Here is a 20,607-nt window from a genome sequence, read left to right as displayed (position 1 = left end):
GGAAGGGGCGCTCAGTCGATCGCGCCGGTCGCGCGGCCGGCCTGTTCGAACATGCGGGTGATGGCCTCGATCTGGTCGGGGCGGTGCTCGGCGCACAGCGAGCAGCGCAGCAGGAAGGTGCCCGCCGGCGTGGCAGGGGGGCGTGCCATGTTGACGTAGAGGCCGGCTTCGAGCAGCGCTTGCCACATCATCACCGCCTGCTGCTGATCGGTAAGGATGACGGCGAGGATCGCACTGTCGGGCGCCTCGGTGCCGAGGCGGAAGCCCAGCGCCTTCAGATTGGCGTGCAGCGTGCGCGCATTCCACCACAGCCGCTCGCGCTTCTCGGTTGCGGTCATCAGCTTGCGGATCGAGGTGGCGGCGGTGGCGACAACGCTCGGCGGCAGGCTGGCGGTGAAGATATAGGGTCGGCAGGCCAGGCGCATCACCTCGAACTTGGGATGGTTCGAGACGCAGAAGCCGCCGACGGTGCCCACCGACTTGGAGAAGGTGCCGATGACGAAATCGATGTCGCGGCCAAGCTCCAGGCCCTGTGCCTCGTACACGCCGCGGCCATGCTCGCCGAAGAAGCCCATCGAATGCGCTTCGTCGCTGAGCGTCATCGCGCCGTGCTTGCGCGCCACCGCCACCATCTGATCGAGCGGGGCGATGTCACCGAGCATCGAATAGACGCCTTCGAGTACCACCAGCTTGCCGGCATCGGCGGGCAGGCGGCCCAGCCTTTTGTCGAGATCCTCGACCGAATTGTGGCGGAAGCGAACGACCTCGGCATTGCCGAGCGCGCAGCCATCGTAGATCGATGCATGGCTGTCGGCATCGAGGATGATGTAGTCGCCCTTGGCCGCGATGGTCGAGATGATGCCCAGATTGGCCTGATAGCCCGTCGAGAACACCATCGCATGATCGGCGCCGTAGAATTCGCGCAGGGCGTTCTCGGCATCGACATGGTCGCGGAAAGTGCCGTTGAGCATCCGGCTGCCGTTGGTGCCCGATCCGAACGCATCGAGCGCGGCCTTGCCGGCTTCGATCACGTCGGCATCGAAGGTCATGCCCATGTAGTTGTACGTGCCGAGCAGGATCGTGTCCTTGCCCCGGATCACCGCTTCGGTCGGCGATTTCACCTCGTCCATCACGATCGCGAAGGGATCGCGCACGCCGGTGGCGAGCAGCGCCTCGCGCTCGGCGATCAGCGGATCGAACTTCGAGAACAGGTCGCGCGCGGGCGGCGCGGCGTTCGCCTCGGCGGGCAGGGCGTGCGCGGTTGCGGCGGCTTCGGTCATGCGTTCCTCAGGCGGTCTTGAGCTTCTGCACGGCGTCGACGAGCTGGCCGACATTCTCGATCTCGGCCTGCATGTTCATGGTGATGAGGATGTCGAACTCGTCCTCGATCGCGGCGACGAAATCCATCACGGTCAGGCTGTCCCATTCGAGATCGCCGGCGAAGGTGGTGCTTTCGGTGAGCGCGACGCCCTTCTTGTTGAACGGCTCGATCTGCTGCGCGACGGTATCGAAAATGGCCTGACGATCGGACATGGCGGTCTTCCAGTTGGGTTGGGCGGGGTGTGCCCGTACATTAAGGCGGCTTTTCGGCGGCGCTATAGCAGGCCGTGCACGCGATACCACTCGGCGGTAGCGGCAAGCCCCGCGCGCGTCTCGATGGCGGGGCGCCACAAGGCGGGCGCCGGGCGGCGATCGTCGGCCACCGTCCAGTCGGGATGGCAGAAATAGGCGACGCGATCGGGCGTGAGCTTGGCCGCATTCCCTTGCGTCGCGCGGGCGATGCGCGCGCCTGCCGCCATCACTGCGCGGGGCAGGGGAAGCGGCAGTACGCGGCGGCGGCCGACGGCTTCGCCCAGCGCGCGCGCGAAGTCGACATGGCGCCAGCCGCGCGGCGTCTCGTCATCGGCCTCGAGGATCGCGCGATCGCCCGGCGTTGCGGCAAGCGCGAGCAGCAACCGTGCGAGATCGTCGACGTGCAGCGTCGAGAAGCGGCCCTCGGGCGGCAGCGGCACCACGCCCCGCCTGGCAAGCCGGAACATCTCGAGCATCTCGCGGTCGCCCGGACCGTAGATCGCCGGCGGGCGCATGATCGTGAAGGCGCGGTCGCTTGCTGCCACCAGCCGCTCGGCCTCGGCCTTCGACCAGCCATAGACCGAGAGCTGCGGCTCACGCGCCGCCAGCGACGAGACATGGACGAAGCGATCGACGCCCGTGGCTGACGCGGCAGCGAGCATCGCCCGCGTGCCCGCGACATTGCCCGCTACGAAGCCCGCGCGATCGGGCGCGTTGACTACGCCGGCAACGTGGATCACCGCATCGGCGCCGGCGCAGAGCCGTTCCAGCGCGTCCGTATCGTCGAGCGCGCCGGCAATCCACGTCACGCCCGCACGCGGCGGCTGTTCGCGCCGCGCGAGCGCGCGCACCGTGTGACCCGCCGCCAGCGCTGCGTCGATCAGCCGCGTGCCAACGAAGCCGGTGCCGCCGGTGACGGCCAGCACGCTCACAGCAAGGCCATGTGGTTGCGATGGACCAGCGCCGAACGCGGCGCGTAGCCGAGCAGTGCGGCCTGTTCGTCGCTGCGGCGACCGACCACGAGCGCGGCGTCCATATGGCCATATTCGGCGAGTCCGCGAGCGACCTGGCTGCCGTCGGGCGCGACCAGCACAACCAGATCGCCGCGCGCGAAGCGGCCTTCCACGCGCGTGGCGCCTGCGGCGAGCAGGCTGCGTCCCTCGCGCAGCGCCGCAACCGCGCCGGCATCGAGATGGATCGCGCCGCGCGCCGTAAGCCCGCCGCGCAGCCACGCCTTGCGCGCGGGCGCCGCGTCGCCCGCGGGAAAGACCGTGCCGTGGCCGCTTTCGGCATAGGTGACGAGCGGATGCGGCGGCCGGCCCGACACGATCGCCAGCGTCGCGCCGGCAGCGACGGCGATGCGCGCCGCCTCGACCTTGGCGACCATGCCGCCCGATCCCATGCCCGATGCCGAACCGCGATCGGCCATGTGCGCGACGGCGGCAATGTCGTCGACGCGGGGGATGTGCTGCGCCGAGGGGTCGCTGCCGGGATTGGCGGTGTAGAGCCCGTCGACGTCGGACAGCAGGATTACGCCCTGCGCGGCGGCCGCGCCCGCCACGCGCGCGGCGAGGCGATCATTGTCGCCGAAGCGGATTTCCTCGGTCGCGACCGAATCATTCTCGTTGATGACCGGCACCACGCCCAGCCGCAGCAGCCGATCGAGCGTGGCGGCGGCATTGAGGTAGCGGCGGCGATCCTCGAGATCGTCGAGCGTGAGCAGCATCTGCGCGGCGGTGAGGCCTTCGCCGTGCAGCAGTTCGGCCCAGATGCCGGCGAGCGCGATCTGCCCCGTGGCGGCGGCGGCCTGCGCATCCTCGAGACTCGCGCGCCCGCCCTTCGCCAGTCCCAGCCGCCGCGCACCGAGCGCGATCGCGCCCGACGAGACGACCGCGACCTGCTGGCCATCGCGCACACGCGCAGCAATATCGGCGACGAGGCTCGCCAGCCAGTCGCGCCGCACCGCGCCTGTGGGATCGACGAGCAGCGACGAGCCGACCTTGACGATCAGGCGCGGGCAGGCGGCGGCGGTGAAGGGATTCAAGCGCCCCTCCGTGGAAGCGATCGTTGCAGTATTCCCGCGTCACCCCGGACTTGTTCCGGGGTCCACCGGGCAGCAGTTTCAGACGCTCGCGCTTCGCGGCACAGTGGACCCCGGAACAAGTCCGGGGTGACGGCCATGGACTCGCGCTCACGCATCGTTGCGACGATCCGCGTAGGGCAGAAGCGCGGGGAGCGGGTCGCTGACCTCAGATCGGCGACCATTCCTTCGCTTCTCCCTCGTCCTCGGGTCCGTCGTCCTCGCGCATCTCGGCATAGGTGGTCATCTCGGCGGGGCCGATCGCCTCGAGCAGCTGGTCGAGCACCGCCTCGACGCCGTCGCCCGTCGCGCCCGACATCGCCAGCACCCGCGCGCCTTCTGATGCCGCGACCAGCTCGGCCGAGATGGCGGCGATCAGCTCGTCGTCGAGCAGGTCGCACTTGTTGAGCGCGATCACCTCGGGCTTGTCGGCGAGGCCCGCGCCATAGGCCTCGATCTCGTCGCGCACGATGCGATAGGCCTCGCCCACATCCTCGACATTGGCGTCGATCAGGTGAAGCAGCACGCGGCAGCGTTCGACATGGCCGAGAAAACGGTCGCCGATGCCCGCACCGTCGGCCGCCCCCTCGATCAGTCCGGGAATGTCGGCGAGCACGAACTCGCGGCTCTTGTGGCGTACCACACCGAGCTGCGGCCGCGTGGTGGTGAAGGCATAGTCGCCCACCTTGGCCTTGGCGTTGGTGACGGTGTTGACGAAGGTCGACTTGCCGGCATTGGGCAGTCCCAACAGCCCGGCGTCGGCGAGCAGCTTGAGGCGCAGCCACACCCAGGCTTCCTCGCCCGGCCAGCCGGTGCCGTGCTGGCGCGGTGCGCGGTTGGTCGAGGTCTTGTAGCTGGCATTGCCGCGCCCGCCGTCGCCGCCGCGCAGGAACAGCTCGCGCTGGCCAGCGCGCACGAGGTCGAGCAGCACCGTCTCCTGATCCTCGGCGATCACCTGCGTGCCGACGGGCACCTTGATGACCAGATCGTCGCCACCGCCGCCGGTGCGGTTGGTGCCGGCGCCGCCCTTGCCGCGCGGCGCGCGGAAATGCTGGGTGTAGCGAAAGTCGATCAGCGTGTTGAGACCGGCGACGGCCTCGAAGATGATGTCGCCGCCCTTGCCGCCGTCGCCGCCGTCGGGGCCACCATATTCGACGAACTTCTCACGCCGGAAGCTGACGGCGCCACCGCCGCCATGCCCCGAGCGGACATAGATTTTGGCCTGATCGAGAAAATGCATCGCGCGCCGATAGCCTAAAGCCGGCGCGCCCGCCAGCGGCGTGCCGACTGGTAGGGCTCAGCCCTGCGACCGGATCAGCGCCGACAGCGCAAGCTTGCGTGCGGTATCGCGCGGCAACCCGAGCGCGCGCGTCATCGATCCGCCCATCAGCGCATCGCCCAGCGCCATCAACACCAGTTGCAGCGTATCCTCGTGGATCGGCTTGTCGGCATGGCCGGCGTCGGCGAGGTCGTCGACCAGCCGGTGGATCGCCTCGAGGATGGGGTCGAGCGCGTCCTCGTTGCCCGACAGGATCATCCAGCTCGCCAGCGCGCCCGCGCCTTCGGTGTCGAACGCCTCGAACGTGAGGTCGACGACCTCGCGCGGCTCTTGCAGGCCCTGCCGCGCGCGGATGGCGGCGGCGCCGATCTTGGCGGTGATCGTCTCGGCCATGCTGGCGGCGAGCGCCTTCTGCAGCCCCGATGCCGAACCGAAATGGTGCAGCAGATTGGCATGCGTGCGGCCGATGCGCGTGCCCACCGCCTTCAGGGTGACGGCCTGCGGCCCCGCCTCGATCAGCAGGTCGCGCGCGGCCTGCAAGGCGCTGTCGCGCGACTCCTCGGGGGTGAGGCGGCGACGTGCTATTGACATGAATGTAAGTAGCGCTTAGCTGGCATTTCCACGATGTGGAGGAATTCGATGGCGAACGCAAAGACTCCGGCCGACCTGACGATTACGCCGCGCGACCGGCGTTTCGCGCGCGAGGGCGCGCCGCGGCGCTGGTGGCTGAACGACGATCCGGTGGCGACCGCCTTCTACAACGCGCTGTCGGTGACGTTCCCCAAGGGCGAGGCTTTCTTCGTCGACAGCGTGCGGCGTTTTCGCGAGGGCACGCCGCCGCAGCTTGCCGGCGAGATCAACGCCTTCATCAAGCAGGAAGTGCTGCACACGCGCGAGCATGTGGCGTTCAACCGGCATGTGACGCAGCAGGGCTATGATACGGCGCCGCTCGAGGCCGAGGTCGACCGCGTGCTCGCGATTGCCGACGGGCGGCCCGATATCGGGCGGCTGGCGGCGACGATGGCGCTCGAGCATTTCACCGCGATCCTGGCGCACGAGCTGGTCGCCGAGCCCGCGCATCTCGCGGGCGCCGATCCCGAGGCGGCGGCGCTGTGGCGCTGGCACGCGATCGAGGAGATCGAACACAAGGGCGTCGCCTACGATACCTGGCTGCACGCCACGCGCCATTGGAGCCGCTTCAAGCGCTGGCGGATCAAGGCGTTGGTGATGCTGATCGTCACCGCGCGCTTCTTCGCGGGGCGCACCAAGGGGATGCTCGAGCTGCTGCGGCAGGACGGGCTGACAGGCTGGCGCATCAAGTGGCGGCTGGCGGCCTATGCCTTCGGCCGGCCGGGCATGGCACGCAAGGTGCTGGGCGCGTGGGCCAGCTTTTTCCTGCCGGGCTTCCACCCTTGGAACCACGATGATCGCGCGCTGATCGGCAAGGTCGACAGCGATTACGCGGCGGCGCGGCTGGCGGCGGCCTGATCGGTTCAGGCTAGCCCGGTCTGCTCGGCCAGATATTCGAGCGCGGCGATACGGCGGTAGACGGCGCGGTCCGCGATGCGCTCGATCACGAAGAAGCGGCGCATGGCGGGCATATCGAGGTCGAGCACGCGGCCCAGCCATTCGGGCGTCAGCAGCCCGCCATGCTCGTCGCCCGTCGCGCGGCCGAGCCGGCGCTGGATCGCGTAGCTGCGGCGGCGCAACCATGCCGGGCGAATGCGGCTCAGCGCCTCGCTGCGGACATGCGCCGCCGAAGGCGGTTCGGTGAAGCTGTGTCCATAGGCCGATGGCTGTGCGGCGAGCTCGGGGTCGATCGCGGCGAGCAGTTGCGCCTCGAAGCGGCCCGCCTGCTTCATCGGCATCGGCAGCCGCATCGCTGCCGCCACCAGCCGGTGATCGAGGAACGGCATCATATAGGGCGACAGTCGCGATTCGAGGCTGATCTCGCGCCCGAACAGCGATCGGCAGCGCACGCGCGGATAGGCCTGCTCGATCCACTGGCGCGACAGCTTGGCGGCGGGATTGGCGACGCCCAGCGCATCGGCGATCTTCGCCTCGATCGCGCCCAGGAAGGCGCGTGGATCGAAGGCGCCGGTCGCATCGCGCGCATCGAAGCGCGCGAAGAAACTGTGCGCGACGGCGCGCGGGCTGAGCGGCCGGTCGGGCAGGAAGAAGAAGTCGCGCCAGATCTCGCCGCAGCCACCCGACGCCGCGAGCGCACCGCCGGCATGGCGCTTGTCGCGACCATAGGCCGCACCGCCATTGTCGAAGATGTTGCCGAACGTTGGCAGCGCATCGAATTGCTCGAAATCGGTCGCCACGCGCTCGGCGAAGCCGTCGGGGGTCACCGAGACGGCGCCGTCCTTGTCGACCCATTCGACCGCGAAGCCCATCGCCTGCCCGATCGCTTCGGCGAAGACCACATCGTCCTCGTCGCGGTCGCCATAGACATAGACGTGCGGGCGGCTGCCCGCGGCGCGCAACGCCGCGAGCAGCAGGCGCGAATCGATGCCGCCCGACAGCGGGCAAAAGATGCGATCGCCGAAATGGCCGACATGCGCGTCGACGACGCGCATCAGCAGCCGGCGATGCAGCGCGATGCGCTCGGCGGGCGGCATCGCATCGGCGGTGTCGGGCAGGCGTTTCTCGATGGCGACAACGTGTGCGCCATCACGATCGAGCGTCAGCATCGTGCGCGGATCGAGCAGCTTGAGCCCCTCGATCACCGTGTCGTTGCCGATCGGCACGACGTTGAATGCGAACTCGTACACGCCCTGCGCATCGAAGCGCGGCCGGGGCAGGGCGCGTACCGCGGCGAGGAACGAAGTGGTCAGCACACCGAGATCGTCGTCGTGGAACAACTGGTGCGCGCCGAACCAGTCGCCGAAGATTGTGGTCCGGCCCGTTTTGCGGATCAGCACGGTGAACTGGCCGCCGAGCCGATCCCAGTCAGGCACTCCCGCCCAGCCCGCCAGGAGCGCGACGAGAGCGGGCTTACCTATCGCGTTGCCGAAGGTCAGCGTGCCGGCGACCGCGACGAAATCGTCGCCATCGACATGGAGCGTCTCGACGCCGCCAACCGCATAGCCGAAGTGCAGCGCGGTCCAGCCAGGCCATCGAAGAACGCTCGGCGCGGCGAACCCATGCCGCGCGAACTGCGCGCGTGCGGCGACCAGCGCGGGATCGTCGCGGGAATCGGTGCGGACGATATGCAAGCCGGCCATGGCTTCGCATAGCCCGCAAGGGTGGACGGAACGTTAGTCGTATCGCGCCGGCCGTCCTTAACGCGCTCGCAACGCCTGTTCGCCTAGCGTCGCCGCCGATGCATCGCCGTTTCGCCCACCGCCGGTCCTGAACCGATGCGCGACCTAGCCTTTGTCGCTTTCCTAGCGATGCTGCTCGGCCTCGGGCTGCGCAAGCCGTTCGTGCTCGTGCTGGGCTATGTCTATATCGATCTCGTCTCGCCGCAGCGGCTTTCCTATTATCTGCTGTCGTCGATCCCCATCTCGCTCTTGTTCTTCGCCGCCGCGGTGATCGGCTGGCTGCTGTTCGACAAGAAGGAAGCGACGCGGCTCAGCATCCGGCAGGTGCTGATGCTGCTGATCCTCGGCTGGGCGGCCTATACGCTGCCCGCCTCGCACTTCCCCATCGAGGCGGCGCAGAAATGGGACTGGGTGTGGAAGACGCTGGTGTTCGCGATCTTCCTGCCGTTCACGCTCACCACGCGGCTTCGCATGGAAGGGCTGGTCGCGTTCATGGTGCTGGCGGCGGGGTCGATCATCATCACCGGCGGCATCAAGACGCTGGGCTCGGGCGGCGGCTATGGCGTGCTCAATCTGGGCGTCAGCAACAATGCCGGGCTGTACGAAGGCTCGACCATCTCGGCGGTCGCGATCGCGATGATCCCGCTCATCCTGTTCCTGATGAAGCACCAGACGCTGTTTCCGCATGACTGGCGCCTCAAGCTGTTCGGCTCGGCACTGATCTTCGCCTGCCTGCTGATCCCCGTCGGCACCGAGGCGCGGACGGGGCTGGTATGCATCGCGGTGCTCATTCTGCTGCTTTTGCGCGATGCCAAGCGCCGGCTGCTGTGGCTGGGGCTGATGGGGGCGGCGGGCGCGCTGGCGGTGCCGTTCCTGCCCGACAGTTTCACCAAGCGGATGGATACGATCCAAAGCTACGAGCAGGACCAGTCGGCGTCGACGCGCGTGCTGGTGTGGCAATGGACCTGGGATTTCGTGCAGGACAATCCCAATGGCGGCGGCTTTGCGGCCTATCTCCAGAACCGCCTCCAAGTGCAGACGACGATCCGCCCCGAACCCGGCGCGCCGGTGCAGGCGCCCGAGACGATCCAGGCCGTCGATGCCGGTCGCGCATGGCATTCGAGCTATTTCGAGGTGCTGGGCGAGCTCGGCTGGCCGGGCTTCATCCTGTGGATGTCACTCAACATCGCCGGGTTGCTGCGTACCGAGATGCTGCGCTGGCGCCATCGGCGCGGGCCCGAGGAGACGCGCTGGATCGCCGATCTGGCGACCGCATTGCAGATCGCGCACGTCATCTATCTCGTCGGATCGTTGTTCCTCAGCCTCGCCTTCCAGTCGTTCTTCTACATGTGGTTCGGCGTGCAGATCGCGCTCGATACCTATGCCGCGCGCAAGCGCCGCGCGGTGGCGGCGGTGCCGTGGCGTACGCAGGCGGTTGCCGGTTAGCGCCGGCCATGGACAGGCGCAGAACGGCCCGTCAGACTGTGGGTCGCGTGCCGCGTGACATGCTTGGCGGCTTGGGGTAAGTGGCTGATATGCAAAGTAAAGCGTTGATGCGCCGGCTGGGCGCTCCCCTTGCTCTCATCGCGATGCTCGCCGGTTGCGGCGGCGGAGGGGGCGGCAGTGCCGGCGGCACCGCCGTCGTGCCCGCGCCTACGCCTACGCCGACGCCCGGTGCGACGACCCCGCCCGTCACCACCGCGTGCAGCGTCGCCGCGCGCAAGGACTGGGTGACCGCGCGGATGCGCGAATGGTATCTGTTCCCCGAGACGCTGCCCGCCAATCCCAATCCGGGCGGCTTCGGCACGGTCGAGGCCTATCTCGATTCGCTGACCGCCACTGCGCGCGCGCAGGGTCGCGACCGCTATTTCACCTACATCACCTCGATCGCCGAGGAGAACGCCTTCTACCAGCAAGGCGCATCGGCGGGCTTCGGCTTTCGTCTCTCCTATAACGAGGCGGCAGATCGCGTTTACGTCGCCGAGAGCTACGAGGGCACGCCCGCACTTGCCGCTGGCATCGATCGCGGCGCCGAGCTGGTGGCGATCGGCACCGCTGAGAACAACCTGCGCAGCGTGGGCGCGATCATGGCAAGCGAGGGGCCGGGCGGCGTGAGCGCTGCGCTCGGACCAAGCGATCCGGGCGTGCAACGCGTCATCCGCTTCAACGAGCCGACCGGCACGCAGCGGACGGTGACGATCGCCAAGGCCGATTATGCCATCGAGCCCGTGTCGTCGCGCTACGGCTTGCGGGTGATCGACGATGGCGGACGCCGCGTCGGCTATGTCAACCTGCGCACCTTCATCAGCCCGGCCGATCCGGCGCTGCGAAATGCGTTTGCGCAGCTGCGCGCACAGGGCATCAACGATCTGATCGTCGATTTCCGCTACAATGGCGGCGGGCTGATCTCGATCGCCGATCTGATGGGCGACCTGATGGGGCGCGACCGCGCGGCATCGGACATCTGGAGCCGCACGGTGTTCCGCCCTGAAAAGGCATCGCAGAACAGCACGCGCTTCTTCAATCCGCAGCCGCAATCGGTGGCGCCGATGCGCGTCGCGTTCATCGGCACCAGCGGCACCGCATCGGCCAGCGAGCTCGTCATCAACGCGATGCGTCCGTATCTCGGCACCAATGCCGCGCTGGTCGGCACCAATACCTTCGGCAAGCCGGTGGGGCAGATCGGGCTCGACAACGCGCCGTGCGACGACCGGCTGCGCGTGGTGGCGCTCAAGGTCGACAATGCCAACGGGCAGGGCGACTATTATCAGGGGCTGGCCCCGGTGATGGAACGCACCTGTCAGGCGCCCGACGACCTTTCGCGTCCGCTAGGCGATCCGCAGGAGGCGTCGACGCGCGCGGCGCTCGACTTTCTCGCCGGCGGGCAATGCACGGGCATCGCCGGCGCCTCTGCATCGCTGGCGCGCATGGCCGCGCCGCCACAACGCCAGTTGCTGATGCCCGATCGGCCCAGTACCGCGCAGCGCGAGGTGCCGGGCAGCTTCTGAACGCGGCTTGCGGCGCGCGCGCCACTGGCGTAACGGCGTGGCCGCAGGGGCGCTTAGCTCAGTTGGTAGAGCATCTCGTTTACACCGAGAGGGTCGGCGGTTCGAGCCCGTCAGCGCCCACCATCCCCCGCTTCCCTTGACGCCGCCGACACGATAGGCCTGCCGCATCGCATGGCCCATGGGGCCGGCAACAAGGGGGGATGACGATGCGGATGATGTTCCTGGCAGCGACGATGCTGGCCACCGCCACCACGATGGCGAGCGCGCAGACCGCTCCCCCACCGCCAGCCGCTACCCCTGTGGCCGCGACGCCGGTCGTCACCTACATCCATGCCGGCCAGTTGCTGGCCCGCCCCGGCGAGCGGCCGCGCGGGCAGAGCACGATCATCGTGCGCGACGGCCGCATCGCCGAGGTGCGCGATGGTTTCGCGCAGCCCGAAGCGGGCGCCGAGCTCGTCGATCTGCGCAGCCAGTATGTGCTGCCCGGCCTCATCGATATGCACGTGCATTTCTATTCGTCGGGCTATCCGTTGCAGGAGCGGCTCGAGGGCACGACCAGGGACTTGGAGGATCAGTTCGTCGGCGCGATGAGCGCTGCGCGCAAGACGCTCGATGCCGGCTTCACGACGGTGCGCGACCTGGGCGGCGAGCCGCGCGGCGTGCGCGCGCTGCGCGACGCGATCGCGCGCGGCGAGGTCGTCGGCCCCACCATCGTCAATGCCGGGCGGATGGTTTCGGTGACGGCGGGACATGGCGACGCCAACGGCCTGCGCCGCGAGCTGGCGCATGTCGAGCGCGAGGCGTCGCCCGAATTGTGCAACGGCGCCGATGATTGCCGCCGCGCCACGCGCGAGCAGATCTTCACCGGCGCCGAGGTCATCAAGTTCGCGGCATCGGGCGGCGTCGGCTCGAACATCGCCGGCGGGCTCGAGGCGCAGATGACCTATGACGAGATGAAGGCGATCGTCGATACCGCGCACGCCTTCGGCCGCAAGGCGACGGCGCATGCGCACGGCAAGTCGGGCATCGACACGGCGCTGCGCGCCGGCGTCGATTCGATCGAGCATGGTAGCTATATCGACGACGAGACGATCGCGCTGTTCCGCAAGACCGGCGCCTATCTGGTGCCGACGATGCACGCCTTCGAAAGCGTGATCCGCCAGGGCCGCGCGGGCGAGCGCCCGGCAGCGAGCGCGGCCAAGGCCGAACAGGTCGCCACCGTCGTCAAGGAAAGTCATCGCCGCGCCTTTGCCAGCGGCATCAACATCGCGTTCGGCACCGATTCGGGCGTGGGGCCGCATGGCACCAACGGGCTCGAATTCGGCTACATGACCGCCGTCGGCATGGAGCCGGCGCGTGCGCTGCGCGTGGCGACGGTCGATGCGGCAAAGCTGCTGGGACGCGAGGATCGCATCGGCACGATCGAGCCGGGCAAGGACGCCGACATTATTGCGGTAGCGGGCGATCCGCTCGCCGACATCGCGCGGATGAACGACGTCGGTTTCGTGATGCGGCGCGGCGTGGTGCACAAGCTGGGCGGCGAGCGACGGGCGGGCACGGCGAACTGAGGTTGCGCGGGCGCGCATATGGTTTATGCCGCGCCCCCACATTCAAGATCACCAGCGGGGAACCATGACCGACAATATCTCGGCCGAGCAGTTGCGCCTTCTGATCGAGCGTATCGAGCGTCTCGAAGAGGAGAAGAAGGGCATCAGCGACGACATCAAGGACGTATATGCCGAAGCCAAGTCGACGGGCTTCGACGTCAAGACGATGAAGTCGATCATCCGCCTGCGCCGCATGGAGAAGCACCATCGCGACGAGGCCGACATGCTGCTCGAAACCTACAAGCAGGCGCTGGGGCTGGTGTAAGGCACGCGTTCCCGCCGTGCGGGCGGGAGGCAGAAGGACAGAAGATGGCAGGCCATTCCAAGTTCAAGAACATCATGCACCGAAAGGGTGCGCAGGATAAGAAGCGCTCGTCGCTGTTCTCCAAGCTCAGCCGCGAGATCACCGTCGCGGCGAAGATGGGCACGCCCGATCCCGACATGAACCCGCGCCTGCGTGCCGCGGTGAATGCCGCCAAGGCGCAGTCGATGCCCAAGGACAATATCCAGCGCGCGATCGACAAGGCGCTGGGCGGCGACACCGACAATTACGAGGAAGTGCGCTACGAGGGTTTCGGCCCCGGCGGCGTCAGCCTCATCATCGAGGCGCTGACCGACAATCGCAACCGCACCGCCACCAACGTGCGCACCGCCGTCACCAAGAATGGCGGCAACATGGGTGCGAGCGGATCGGTGAGCCATGGCTTCGATCGCATGGGCCTCATCACCTATCCGCCAGGCGCCGGCGATGCTGAGCGCGTGTTCGAGGCCGCACTCGAAGCCGGCGCCGAGGACGTCACCTCGACCGACGAGGGCCATGAGATCTGGACCGCGCAGGACGGGTTGCACGAAGTCGCCAAGGCGCTCGAACCCGTGCTGGGCGAGGCCGAGGGCGCCAAGCTCGCCTGGCGGCCGCAGACGATGGTCGATGTCAGCGAGGACGATGCCGGCCAGTTGATGAAGCTGATCGACACGCTCGACGATGACGACGACGTGCAGACGGTGTGGGGCAATTACGAAGTCTCCGACGCGGTGATGGAGAAGCTGGGTTGATGGCGGCTCCCGCTGCGCGGCGATGCGCCGCCGGCGGGAAGCGGCAACCTTGCGGGGCGGGCCGATGCTGATCCTCGGTCTCGATCCCGGCCTCGGCACGACCGGCTGGGGCCTGGTGCATGCCGAGGGCAACCGGCTGGCGCATCGCGGCAACGGGCGGCTCAAAACCGACACGTCGCAGCCGCTGCCGCGCCGGCTCGCGCATCTCGATGCGATGCTGGCCGCGCTGCTCGCCGATCATGCGCCCAATGCGGGGGCGTGCGAGGAAATCTTCGTCAACGCCAATCCACAAACCACGCTCAAGCTTGCGCAGGCGCGTGGCGTCGCGCTGTGCGCGCTGGCGCGCGGCGGGCTGATCGTCGGCGAATATGCGCCGCGGCTGGTGAAGCAGGCGGTGGTCGGAACCGGCGCTGCCGAAAAGGCACAGGTTCACGCCATGGTCGCGCGGCTGCTGCCCGGCACGAAAATCGACGGCGCCGATGCCGCCGATGCGCTGGCGGTGGCGATCACCCATGCGCATCACCTCGCCACCGCGCGGCGGCTGGGCTAGGCGGGCAGCATGATCGCACATCTGAAAGGCACGCTCGTCTCCACCGGTATCGATCAGGTGGTGATCGAGGTGGGCGGTGTCGGCTATCTGGTCGGCGCTTCGGCGCGCACGCTCTCGTCACTCGGCCCCGTCGGCACGATGGCGACGCTACATACCGAGATGCTGGTGGGCGAGGATTTCATTCGCCTCGTCGGCTTCGGCGATGCCGACGAGCGCGACTGGTTCCGGCTGCTGACCGGCGTGCAGGGCGTCGGCGCGCGCGTGGCGCTGGCGATCCTGTCGGTGCTGGCGCCTGAGGAACTGCGCGCGGCAGTGGCGCGGCAGGACAAGGCGATGGTCGCGCGCGCCAACGGCGTCGGCCCCAAGCTCGCCGAGCGCATCGTGCGCGAATTGAAGGACAAGGCGGGCGGGCTGGTGCCCGGCGCCGCCGAGGGCGCGGGCGTGATGACCGGCGGCGTGACGGCCGACGCGGTATCGGCGCTGCTCAACCTGGGCTTCCGCCCCGCCGAGGCGACGAACGCGGTCAAGGCCGCCGAGGACGAGCTCGGGGCGGGCACAGGCCTCGATGCGCTGGTGCGCCTTGCGCTCAGAAAGGCGAGCAAGGCCTGAGGCGTGTCACCAGAGCACGCCGTCGACCGGCTCGAGCTTTTCGGGCGCGGGGTCGCCGATCGCCTGCTTCAGGTCGATCTCGATCGTCCGGCACATGCCCGTCATCGGTACGTCGTGCGCGGTGTTGCTGAACGGATCGACCAGATCGTCGCCGATCTGCAGGGCCGCCAGGAACATGAGCCCGGCGATCGTCGAGCCCACCGGCGTGGCCCATCCCAGCGTCTCGACCAGCCCGATCGGCAGCAGGATGCAGAACAGCCGCGTGAAGAAGGCGGGGAAGAAGCGATACTGCATCGGCAGCGGCGTGTTCTTAAGCCGCTCCATGCCGCCCTGCGCATTGGCGATATCGACCATCACCGCTTCCATCTGCGCCTGCTGGATCGTGTCCATCCAGCCGTGGCTCTGTGCTTCGGCGATGCGCTTGGCGGTGCCGTCGAGAAAGCCGTTGGCGGGATTGGCGCGGCCCATCGCCTCGTCGGCCTCGGGTTTCGAGAGCAGGGTGTAGACTTCGGGGCACTCGGTCTGCCGGCGTAGCTGGCAGCGCAGCGCATGGACATAGGCGATGTGGCGCAGCACGATCGACCGTTTGAGATCGCGCGCGCGCGGCGGATCGTCGGGCAGGAACGCGATCGCCTCACGCGCGATGTTGCGCGAGGCGTTTATCATCGAGCCCCAGAGAATGCGACCTTCCCACCAGCGCTGATAGGCCGAATTGGTGCGGAAGCCGAGAAACAGGCCGAGCACCGTGCCGAACAGCGTGAGCGGCAGCGACGGCGCGGTGAACGGCAGCAGGAAATAGGTGATCGTCACCGCCACGTCCCACACGAACAGCAGCGCCAGCGGGCGCCATACCTCGCGGACGATGCTGCTGACGCGCGGGGTGCTCGACAGGATCATTGGGTTGCTCTGGATCAAACAGGATCGGTCGCGCGACAAAGCGCCGCTGCGCGACTTTGTTCCGGCGGGGATTTGTAGCGCACGAAGTCGCACGCTAGATCGCGCCGCATGACCGATTCCGCCGCGATCCGCGAAGCCGCCCTCACATCCAAGGCATGGCCCTATGAGGAGGCGCGCAAGCTGTTGAAGCGCTGGCCCGAGGGCAAGCCGGGCGGCGAGGCGGTGCTGTTCGAGACGGGCTATGGCCCCTCTGGCCTGCCGCATATCGGCACCTTCAACGAAGTGCTGCGCACCACGATGGTGCGCCGCGCCTTTGCCGAGATGAGCGATCAGCCCACGCGGCTCATCGCCTTCAGCGACGACATGGACGGGCTGCGCAAGGTGCCCGACAACGTGCCCAATCGCGCGATGCTGGCCGAGCACCTGGGCAAGCCGCTGACGCAGGTGCCCGATCCGTTCGGCACGCACGAAAGCTTCGCGCATCACAACAACGCGCTGCTCCGCCAGTTTCTCGACCGTTTCGGGTTCGACTACGAGTTCGCCTCGTCGACCGAATATTACGGGTCGGGCCGTTTCGACGATGCGCTGCGCGACGTGTTGCGCCACTACGACGCGATCATGGGCGTGATGCTGCCGACGCTGGGCGAGGAGCGGCGCGCGACCTATTCGCCCGTGCTGCCGATCAGCCCACGCACGGGCATCGTGCTGCAGGCGCCGGTCGAAGTGCTGAACGCCGATGCCGGGCTGATCGCCTATACCGAGGATGGCGAGCGGATCGAACAGTCGATCCTGTCGGGCGGCGCCAAGCTGCAATGGAAGGTCGACTGGGCGATGCGCTGGGTAGCGCTCGGCGTCGATTACGAGATGGCGGGCAAAGACCTGATCGATTCGGTGACGCAAAGCTCGAAGATCGCGCGCGTGCTGGGCGCCCGCCCGCCCGAGGGTTTCAACTACGAGATGTTCCTCGACGAGAACGGCCAGAAGATCTCGAAGTCGAAGGGCAACGGCCTCAGCCTCGATCAGTGGCTGACCTATGGTCCTGAGGAAAGCCTAGCCTTCTACGCCTATCGCGAGCCGAAGAAGGCCAAGCAACTGCACCTGGGCGTGATCCCGCGCGCGATTGACGAATATTGGCAGTTCCGCGGCAATTACGCCGCGCAGCCGGTGGAGCAGCGGCTGGGCAATCCGGTGCACCACATTCACGGCGGCCCGCCGCCCACAGAAGCGCTGCCCGTCACCTTCGGCCTGTTGCTCAACCTAGTCGGCGTGATGGGCGAGGCGACGCGCGAGCAGGTATGGGGGTATCTGGGCAATTACGTGCCCGATGCGTCACCTGATCGCTATCCCGCGCTCGACGCGCTGATAGGCCACGCCATCGCCTATGTCCGCGACGTCGCCGACAAGCCCGTTCGCCGCGCGCCCGAAGGCGCCGAGGTGGCCGCGCTCGAACGGCTCGATGCCGAACTGGCGGCGCTGCCCGAGGGCGCGGGCGCCGAGGATATCCAGAACATCGTCTACGAGATCGGCAAGTCGGGCGGCTTCGAGAACCTGCGCGACTGGTTCAAGGCGCTGTACGAGACGCTGTTGGGGACGTCGCAAGGCCCGCGCATGGGCAGCTTCATCGCGCTCTACGGCGTGGCGAACACGCGCGCGCTGATCCGGGAGGCACTGGGGCGGAGGTAAGGTCGACGGGCGACTATTCCGCCGCCACCAATGTGCGCTTTTCGAGCAGCGGCGCCAGATAGCGCCCCGTAAAGCTGCGCGGTTCCTTCGCCACTTTCTCGGGCGTGCCTTCGGCCACCACCTCGCCGCCCTTGACGCCGCCTTCGGGCCCCAGATCGAGCACCCAGTCAGCGGTCTTGATGACGTCGAGATTATGCTCGATCACTACCACGGTGTTGCCTTGCTCGACCAGCGCGTGCAGCACTTCGAGCAGCTTGCGCACGTCCTCGAAATGCAGGCCCGTCGTCGGCTCGTCGAGGATGTAGAGCGTCTGCCCGGTCGAGCGGCGCGCCAGTTCCTTGGCCAACTTGACGCGCTGCGCCTCGCCGCCTGACAGCGTCGTCGCCTGCTGGCCGACCTTGACATAGCCGAGCCCTACTTCGGCGAGCATTGCCATCTTCTCGCGGATCGAGGGCACCGCCTTGAAGAACTCGACCGCGTCCTCGACGGTCATGTCGAGCACGTCGGCAATCGACTTGCCCTTGAACTTCACCTCGAGCGTCTCGCGATTGTAGCGCGCGCCGTGGCACACGTCGCAGGTGACGTACACGTCGGGCAGGAAGTGCATCTCGATCTTGAGCAACCCGTCGCCCTGGCACGCCTCGCAGCGACCGCCCTTGACGTTGAAGCTGAACCGGCCGGGCTTGTAGCCGCGCGCCTGCGCTTCGGGGAGCCCTGCGAACCAGTCGCGGATGTTGGTGAAGGCGCCGGTATAGGTGGCGGGGTTCGATCGCGGCGTGCGGCCGATCGGCGACTGATCGATATCGATCACCTTGTCGCAATGCTCGAGCCCGGTGATCCTGTCGTGCTTGCCCGCCAGCACGCGCGCGCCGTTCAGTGCGCGGGCGGCGGCGGCATAGAGCGTGTCGATCGTGAAGCTCGACTTGCCCGATCCCGACACGCCCGTCACGCAGGTGAAGGTGCCGAGCGGGATGCTGGCGGTGACGCCGGTTAGGTTGTTGGCGGTGGCGTTGTGCACCGTCAGCTTCTTGCCGTTGCCCTTGCGCCGCTTGGCCGGCACCGGCACTTCGCGCGTGCCGTTGAGATAGTCGGCGGTGACGCTGCCCTTGGCCTTGAGCAGCTTCTTGAGCGGCCCGTGCGCGACGATCTCGCCGCCATGCACGCCGGCGCCCGGCCCCATGTCGATCACGTAATCGGCGGTGCGGATCGCATCCTCGTCATGCTCGACGACGAGCACGGTATTGCCGAGGTCGCGCAGCCGGCGGAGCGTGGCGAGCAGCATGTCGTTGTCGCGCTGGTGTAGGCCGATCGACGGCTCGTCGAGCACGTAGAGCACGCCCGACAGGCCCGAGCCGATCTGGCTGGCAAGCCGGATGCGCTGCGATTCGCCGCCCGAGAGCGTGCCCGACGTTCGATCGAGATTGAGATAGTCGAGCCCGACATTGTTGAGGAAGCCCAGCCGCTCGTCGATTTCTTTGAGGATCGCGCGCGCGATCTCGGCCTGCTGGCCCGTGAACTGCTCGGGCAGCGCCTTATACCATGCCAGCGCGTCGACCACCGAGAGGCGCGTGACAGACGAGATGGTGGCGCCCGCCACCTTCACCGCCAGCGCCTCGGGCTTAAGGCGCGCGCCGCCGCACGTCTCGCAGGCATGTGCGGCCTGATATTTCGACAGCTCCTCGCGCATCCATGCGCTTTCGGTCTGCAGCAGCCGGCGGTTGAGGTTGCCGATCACGCCCTCGAACGGCTTCTTCACGTCATAGGATTTGCGTCCGTCGACGAAGGTGAGCGTGACGGGCTTGCCCTTGGTGCCATGCAGGATGATGTCCTGATGCTCGGGCGTCAGATCCTTCCACGGCACGTCGAGCTTGAAATCGAACGCGCGCGCGAGGCTGCCCAGCACCTGCATGTAATAGGGCGAGGGCGGGTTCGACTTCGCCCAGGGCACCACGGCGCCCTTCTTGATCGACAGATCGTGATTGGGGACAACCAGATCGCGATCGAATTCGAGCCGTTCGCCAAGTCCGTCGCACGCCGGGCACGCGCCCTGCGGCGCGTTGAAGCTGAACAGCCGCGGCTCGATCTCGGCGATGGTGAAGCCCGAGACGGGGCAGGCGAACTTCTCGGAGAACACGATGCGGTTGGGCGGAATGCCCGCGCCCTTCATCGCGCCGGCATCGGCAACGTCCTGCTCGCGCCCCGGCACCACGCCATCGACCAGATCGACATAGGCCAGGCCATCGGCGAGCTTGAGCGCCGCCTCGAAGCTTTCGGCCAGCCGCGTCGCGATCTCGCCTCCCACCACCAGCCGGTCGACGACCACTTCGATGTCGTGCTTGTACTTCTTGTCGAGCGCGGGCGCTTCCTCGATCAGGTGCGTCTCGCCGTCGATCCGCACGCGCTGGAAGCCGGCCTTCTGCCACTCGGCCAGCTCCTTGCGATACTCGCCCTTGCGGCCGCGCACGACAGGGGCGAGCAGCATCAGCCGCGTGCCTTCGGGCAGCGCCAGCACGCGGTCGACCATCTGGCTGACCGTCTGCGCGCTGATCGGCAGGCCGGTGGCGGGCGAATAGGGAATGCCGATGCGCGCCCAGAGCAGGCGCATGTAATCGTAGATCTCGGTGACCGTCGCGACCGTCGAGCGCGGATTGCGGCTGGTGGTCTTCTGCTCGATCGAGATTGCCGGCGACAGCCCCTCGATGTGATCGACATCGGGCTTCTGCATCATCTCGAGAAACTGGCGCGCATAGGCGCTCAGCGATTCGACATAGCGGCGCTGCCCCTCGGCATAGATGGTGTCGAACGCCAGGCTCGACTTGCCGCTGCCCGACAGGCCGGTGATGACCGTCAGCGTATCGCGCGGGATGTCGATGTCGACGCCCTTGAGATTGTGCTCGCGCGCGCCGCGCACGCTGATATGGGTCAGGCTCATAGGGCTGTTCTATCTTCGTTCCTGCGCGGGGGCCAGAGGCGAAGATAGGGTGGCGAGCCGGGTGCTTA

The 20,607-nt window shown here is 67.8% G+C and carries 18 protein-coding genes and 1 tRNA gene; 10 read left to right on the top strand and 9 right to left on the bottom strand.

Going from position 1 to position 20,607, the window contains the following annotated elements; genetic code table 11:
• Window positions 1–11: 11 nt before the first annotated feature.
• From spt to FBR43_RS11775, 6 genes are all read right to left on the bottom strand, one after another.
• Complete coding sequence (spt, locus tag FBR43_RS11800) at window positions 12–1,280, bottom strand: serine palmitoyltransferase (protein WP_136943304.1); 1,269 nt, start codon at window positions 1,278–1,280, stop codon at window positions 12–14.
• Between the two features lie 7 nt (window positions 1,281–1,287).
• Window positions 1,288–1,533 carry an acyl carrier protein gene (locus FBR43_RS11795; RefSeq protein WP_136943303.1) on the bottom strand — a complete coding sequence of 82 codons (246 nt, stop codon included), beginning with the start codon at window positions 1,531–1,533 and terminating at the stop codon, window positions 1,288–1,290.
• Window positions 1,534–1,595: 62 nt separating this feature from the next.
• The gene (locus tag FBR43_RS11790) at window positions 1,596–2,504 is read right to left on the bottom strand and encodes an NAD-dependent epimerase/dehydratase family protein (RefSeq protein ID WP_136943302.1); all 909 of its coding nucleotides are present in this window, start codon (window positions 2,502–2,504) and stop codon (window positions 1,596–1,598) included.
• Window positions 2,501–3,616, bottom strand: a complete 1,116-nt coding sequence (proB, locus tag FBR43_RS11785) for a glutamate 5-kinase (protein ID WP_136943301.1) — start codon at window positions 3,614–3,616, stop codon at window positions 2,501–2,503. Before proB ends, FBR43_RS11790 begins: the two co-directional genes overlap by 4 nt.
• Before the next feature lie 205 nt (window positions 3,617–3,821).
• Entirely contained in the window at window positions 3,822–4,892 is a 1,071-nt protein-coding gene (gene obgE, locus FBR43_RS11780; protein ID WP_136943300.1) for a GTPase ObgE, read from the bottom strand.
• Window positions 4,893–4,949: 57 nt separating this feature from the next.
• Entirely contained in the window at window positions 4,950–5,522 is a 573-nt protein-coding gene (locus FBR43_RS11775; RefSeq protein WP_136943299.1) for a TetR/AcrR family transcriptional regulator, read from the bottom strand.
• A 48-nt stretch (window positions 5,523–5,570) separates the two neighbouring features.
• On the opposite strand from FBR43_RS11775, the gene FBR43_RS11770 reads away from it, so the two are divergent.
• A complete protein-coding gene (locus tag FBR43_RS11770) occupies window positions 5,571–6,419 on the top strand; it encodes a metal-dependent hydrolase (protein ID WP_136943298.1) in 849 nt (282 codons plus the stop codon).
• Between the two features lie 5 nt (window positions 6,420–6,424).
• Here the strand turns inward: FBR43_RS11770 and FBR43_RS11765 are convergent, their stop codons facing one another.
• Window positions 6,425–8,161 (bottom strand): adenine nucleotide alpha hydrolase family protein, encoded by a 1,737-nt coding sequence (locus FBR43_RS11765; RefSeq protein WP_136943297.1) that lies wholly within the window; start codon window positions 8,159–8,161, stop codon window positions 6,425–6,427.
• 135 nt (window positions 8,162–8,296) lie between these two features.
• Between FBR43_RS11765 and FBR43_RS11760 the strand changes: the two genes are divergently transcribed.
• From FBR43_RS11760 to ruvA, 8 genes are all read left to right on the top strand, one after another.
• Window positions 8,297–9,646 carry a putative O-glycosylation ligase, exosortase A system-associated gene (locus tag FBR43_RS11760; RefSeq protein ID WP_136943296.1) on the top strand — a complete coding sequence of 450 codons (1,350 nt, stop codon included), beginning with the start codon at window positions 8,297–8,299 and terminating at the stop codon, window positions 9,644–9,646.
• 143 nt (window positions 9,647–9,789) lie between these two features.
• On the top strand, window positions 9,790–11,208 hold the full coding sequence (locus FBR43_RS11755) for a S41 family peptidase (protein WP_249276564.1): 1,419 nt from the start codon (window positions 9,790–9,792) through the stop codon (window positions 11,206–11,208).
• A gap of 47 nt (window positions 11,209–11,255) precedes the next feature.
• Window positions 11,256–11,331, top strand: a tRNA-Val gene (locus FBR43_RS11750).
• Between the two features lie 83 nt (window positions 11,332–11,414).
• Complete coding sequence (locus FBR43_RS11745; RefSeq protein ID WP_136943295.1) at window positions 11,415–12,776, top strand: metal-dependent hydrolase family protein; 1,362 nt, start codon at window positions 11,415–11,417, stop codon at window positions 12,774–12,776.
• A gap of 64 nt (window positions 12,777–12,840) precedes the next feature.
• Window positions 12,841–13,080 (top strand): DUF2312 domain-containing protein, encoded by a 240-nt coding sequence (locus tag FBR43_RS11740; protein WP_136943294.1) that lies wholly within the window; start codon window positions 12,841–12,843, stop codon window positions 13,078–13,080.
• Between the two features lie 44 nt (window positions 13,081–13,124).
• Window positions 13,125–13,868 (top strand): YebC/PmpR family DNA-binding transcriptional regulator, encoded by a 744-nt coding sequence (locus FBR43_RS11735; RefSeq protein WP_136943293.1) that lies wholly within the window; start codon window positions 13,125–13,127, stop codon window positions 13,866–13,868.
• A 64-nt stretch (window positions 13,869–13,932) separates the two neighbouring features.
• Entirely contained in the window at window positions 13,933–14,418 is a 486-nt protein-coding gene (gene ruvC, locus FBR43_RS11730; protein ID WP_136943292.1) for a crossover junction endodeoxyribonuclease RuvC, read from the top strand.
• A 9-nt stretch (window positions 14,419–14,427) separates the two neighbouring features.
• On the top strand, window positions 14,428–15,027 hold the full coding sequence (ruvA, locus tag FBR43_RS11725; RefSeq protein WP_136943291.1) for a Holliday junction branch migration protein RuvA: 600 nt from the start codon (window positions 14,428–14,430) through the stop codon (window positions 15,025–15,027).
• Between the two features lie 6 nt (window positions 15,028–15,033).
• Here ruvA and FBR43_RS11720 read toward each other — a convergent pair whose 3' ends face one another.
• Complete coding sequence (locus FBR43_RS11720; RefSeq protein ID WP_136943290.1) at window positions 15,034–15,924, bottom strand: bestrophin family protein; 891 nt, start codon at window positions 15,922–15,924, stop codon at window positions 15,034–15,036.
• A 108-nt stretch (window positions 15,925–16,032) separates the two neighbouring features.
• On the opposite strand from FBR43_RS11720, the gene FBR43_RS11715 reads away from it, so the two are divergent.
• Window positions 16,033–17,607, top strand: coding sequence for a lysine--tRNA ligase (locus FBR43_RS11715; RefSeq protein ID WP_136943289.1), 1,575 nt, complete (start codon window positions 16,033–16,035; stop codon window positions 17,605–17,607).
• 13 nt (window positions 17,608–17,620) lie between these two features.
• On the opposite strand, the gene uvrA is transcribed toward FBR43_RS11715, so the two are convergent.
• Window positions 17,621–20,539, bottom strand: coding sequence for an excinuclease ABC subunit UvrA (gene uvrA, locus FBR43_RS11710; RefSeq protein WP_136943288.1), 2,919 nt, complete (start codon window positions 20,537–20,539; stop codon window positions 17,621–17,623).
• Window positions 20,540–20,607 lie beyond the last annotated feature (68 nt).

Source organism: Sphingomonas baiyangensis (assembly GCF_005144715.1).
Classification (GTDB): domain Bacteria; phylum Pseudomonadota; class Alphaproteobacteria; order Sphingomonadales; family Sphingomonadaceae; genus Sphingomonas; species Sphingomonas baiyangensis.
This window is presented reverse-complemented; position numbering and strand designations above follow the sequence as displayed.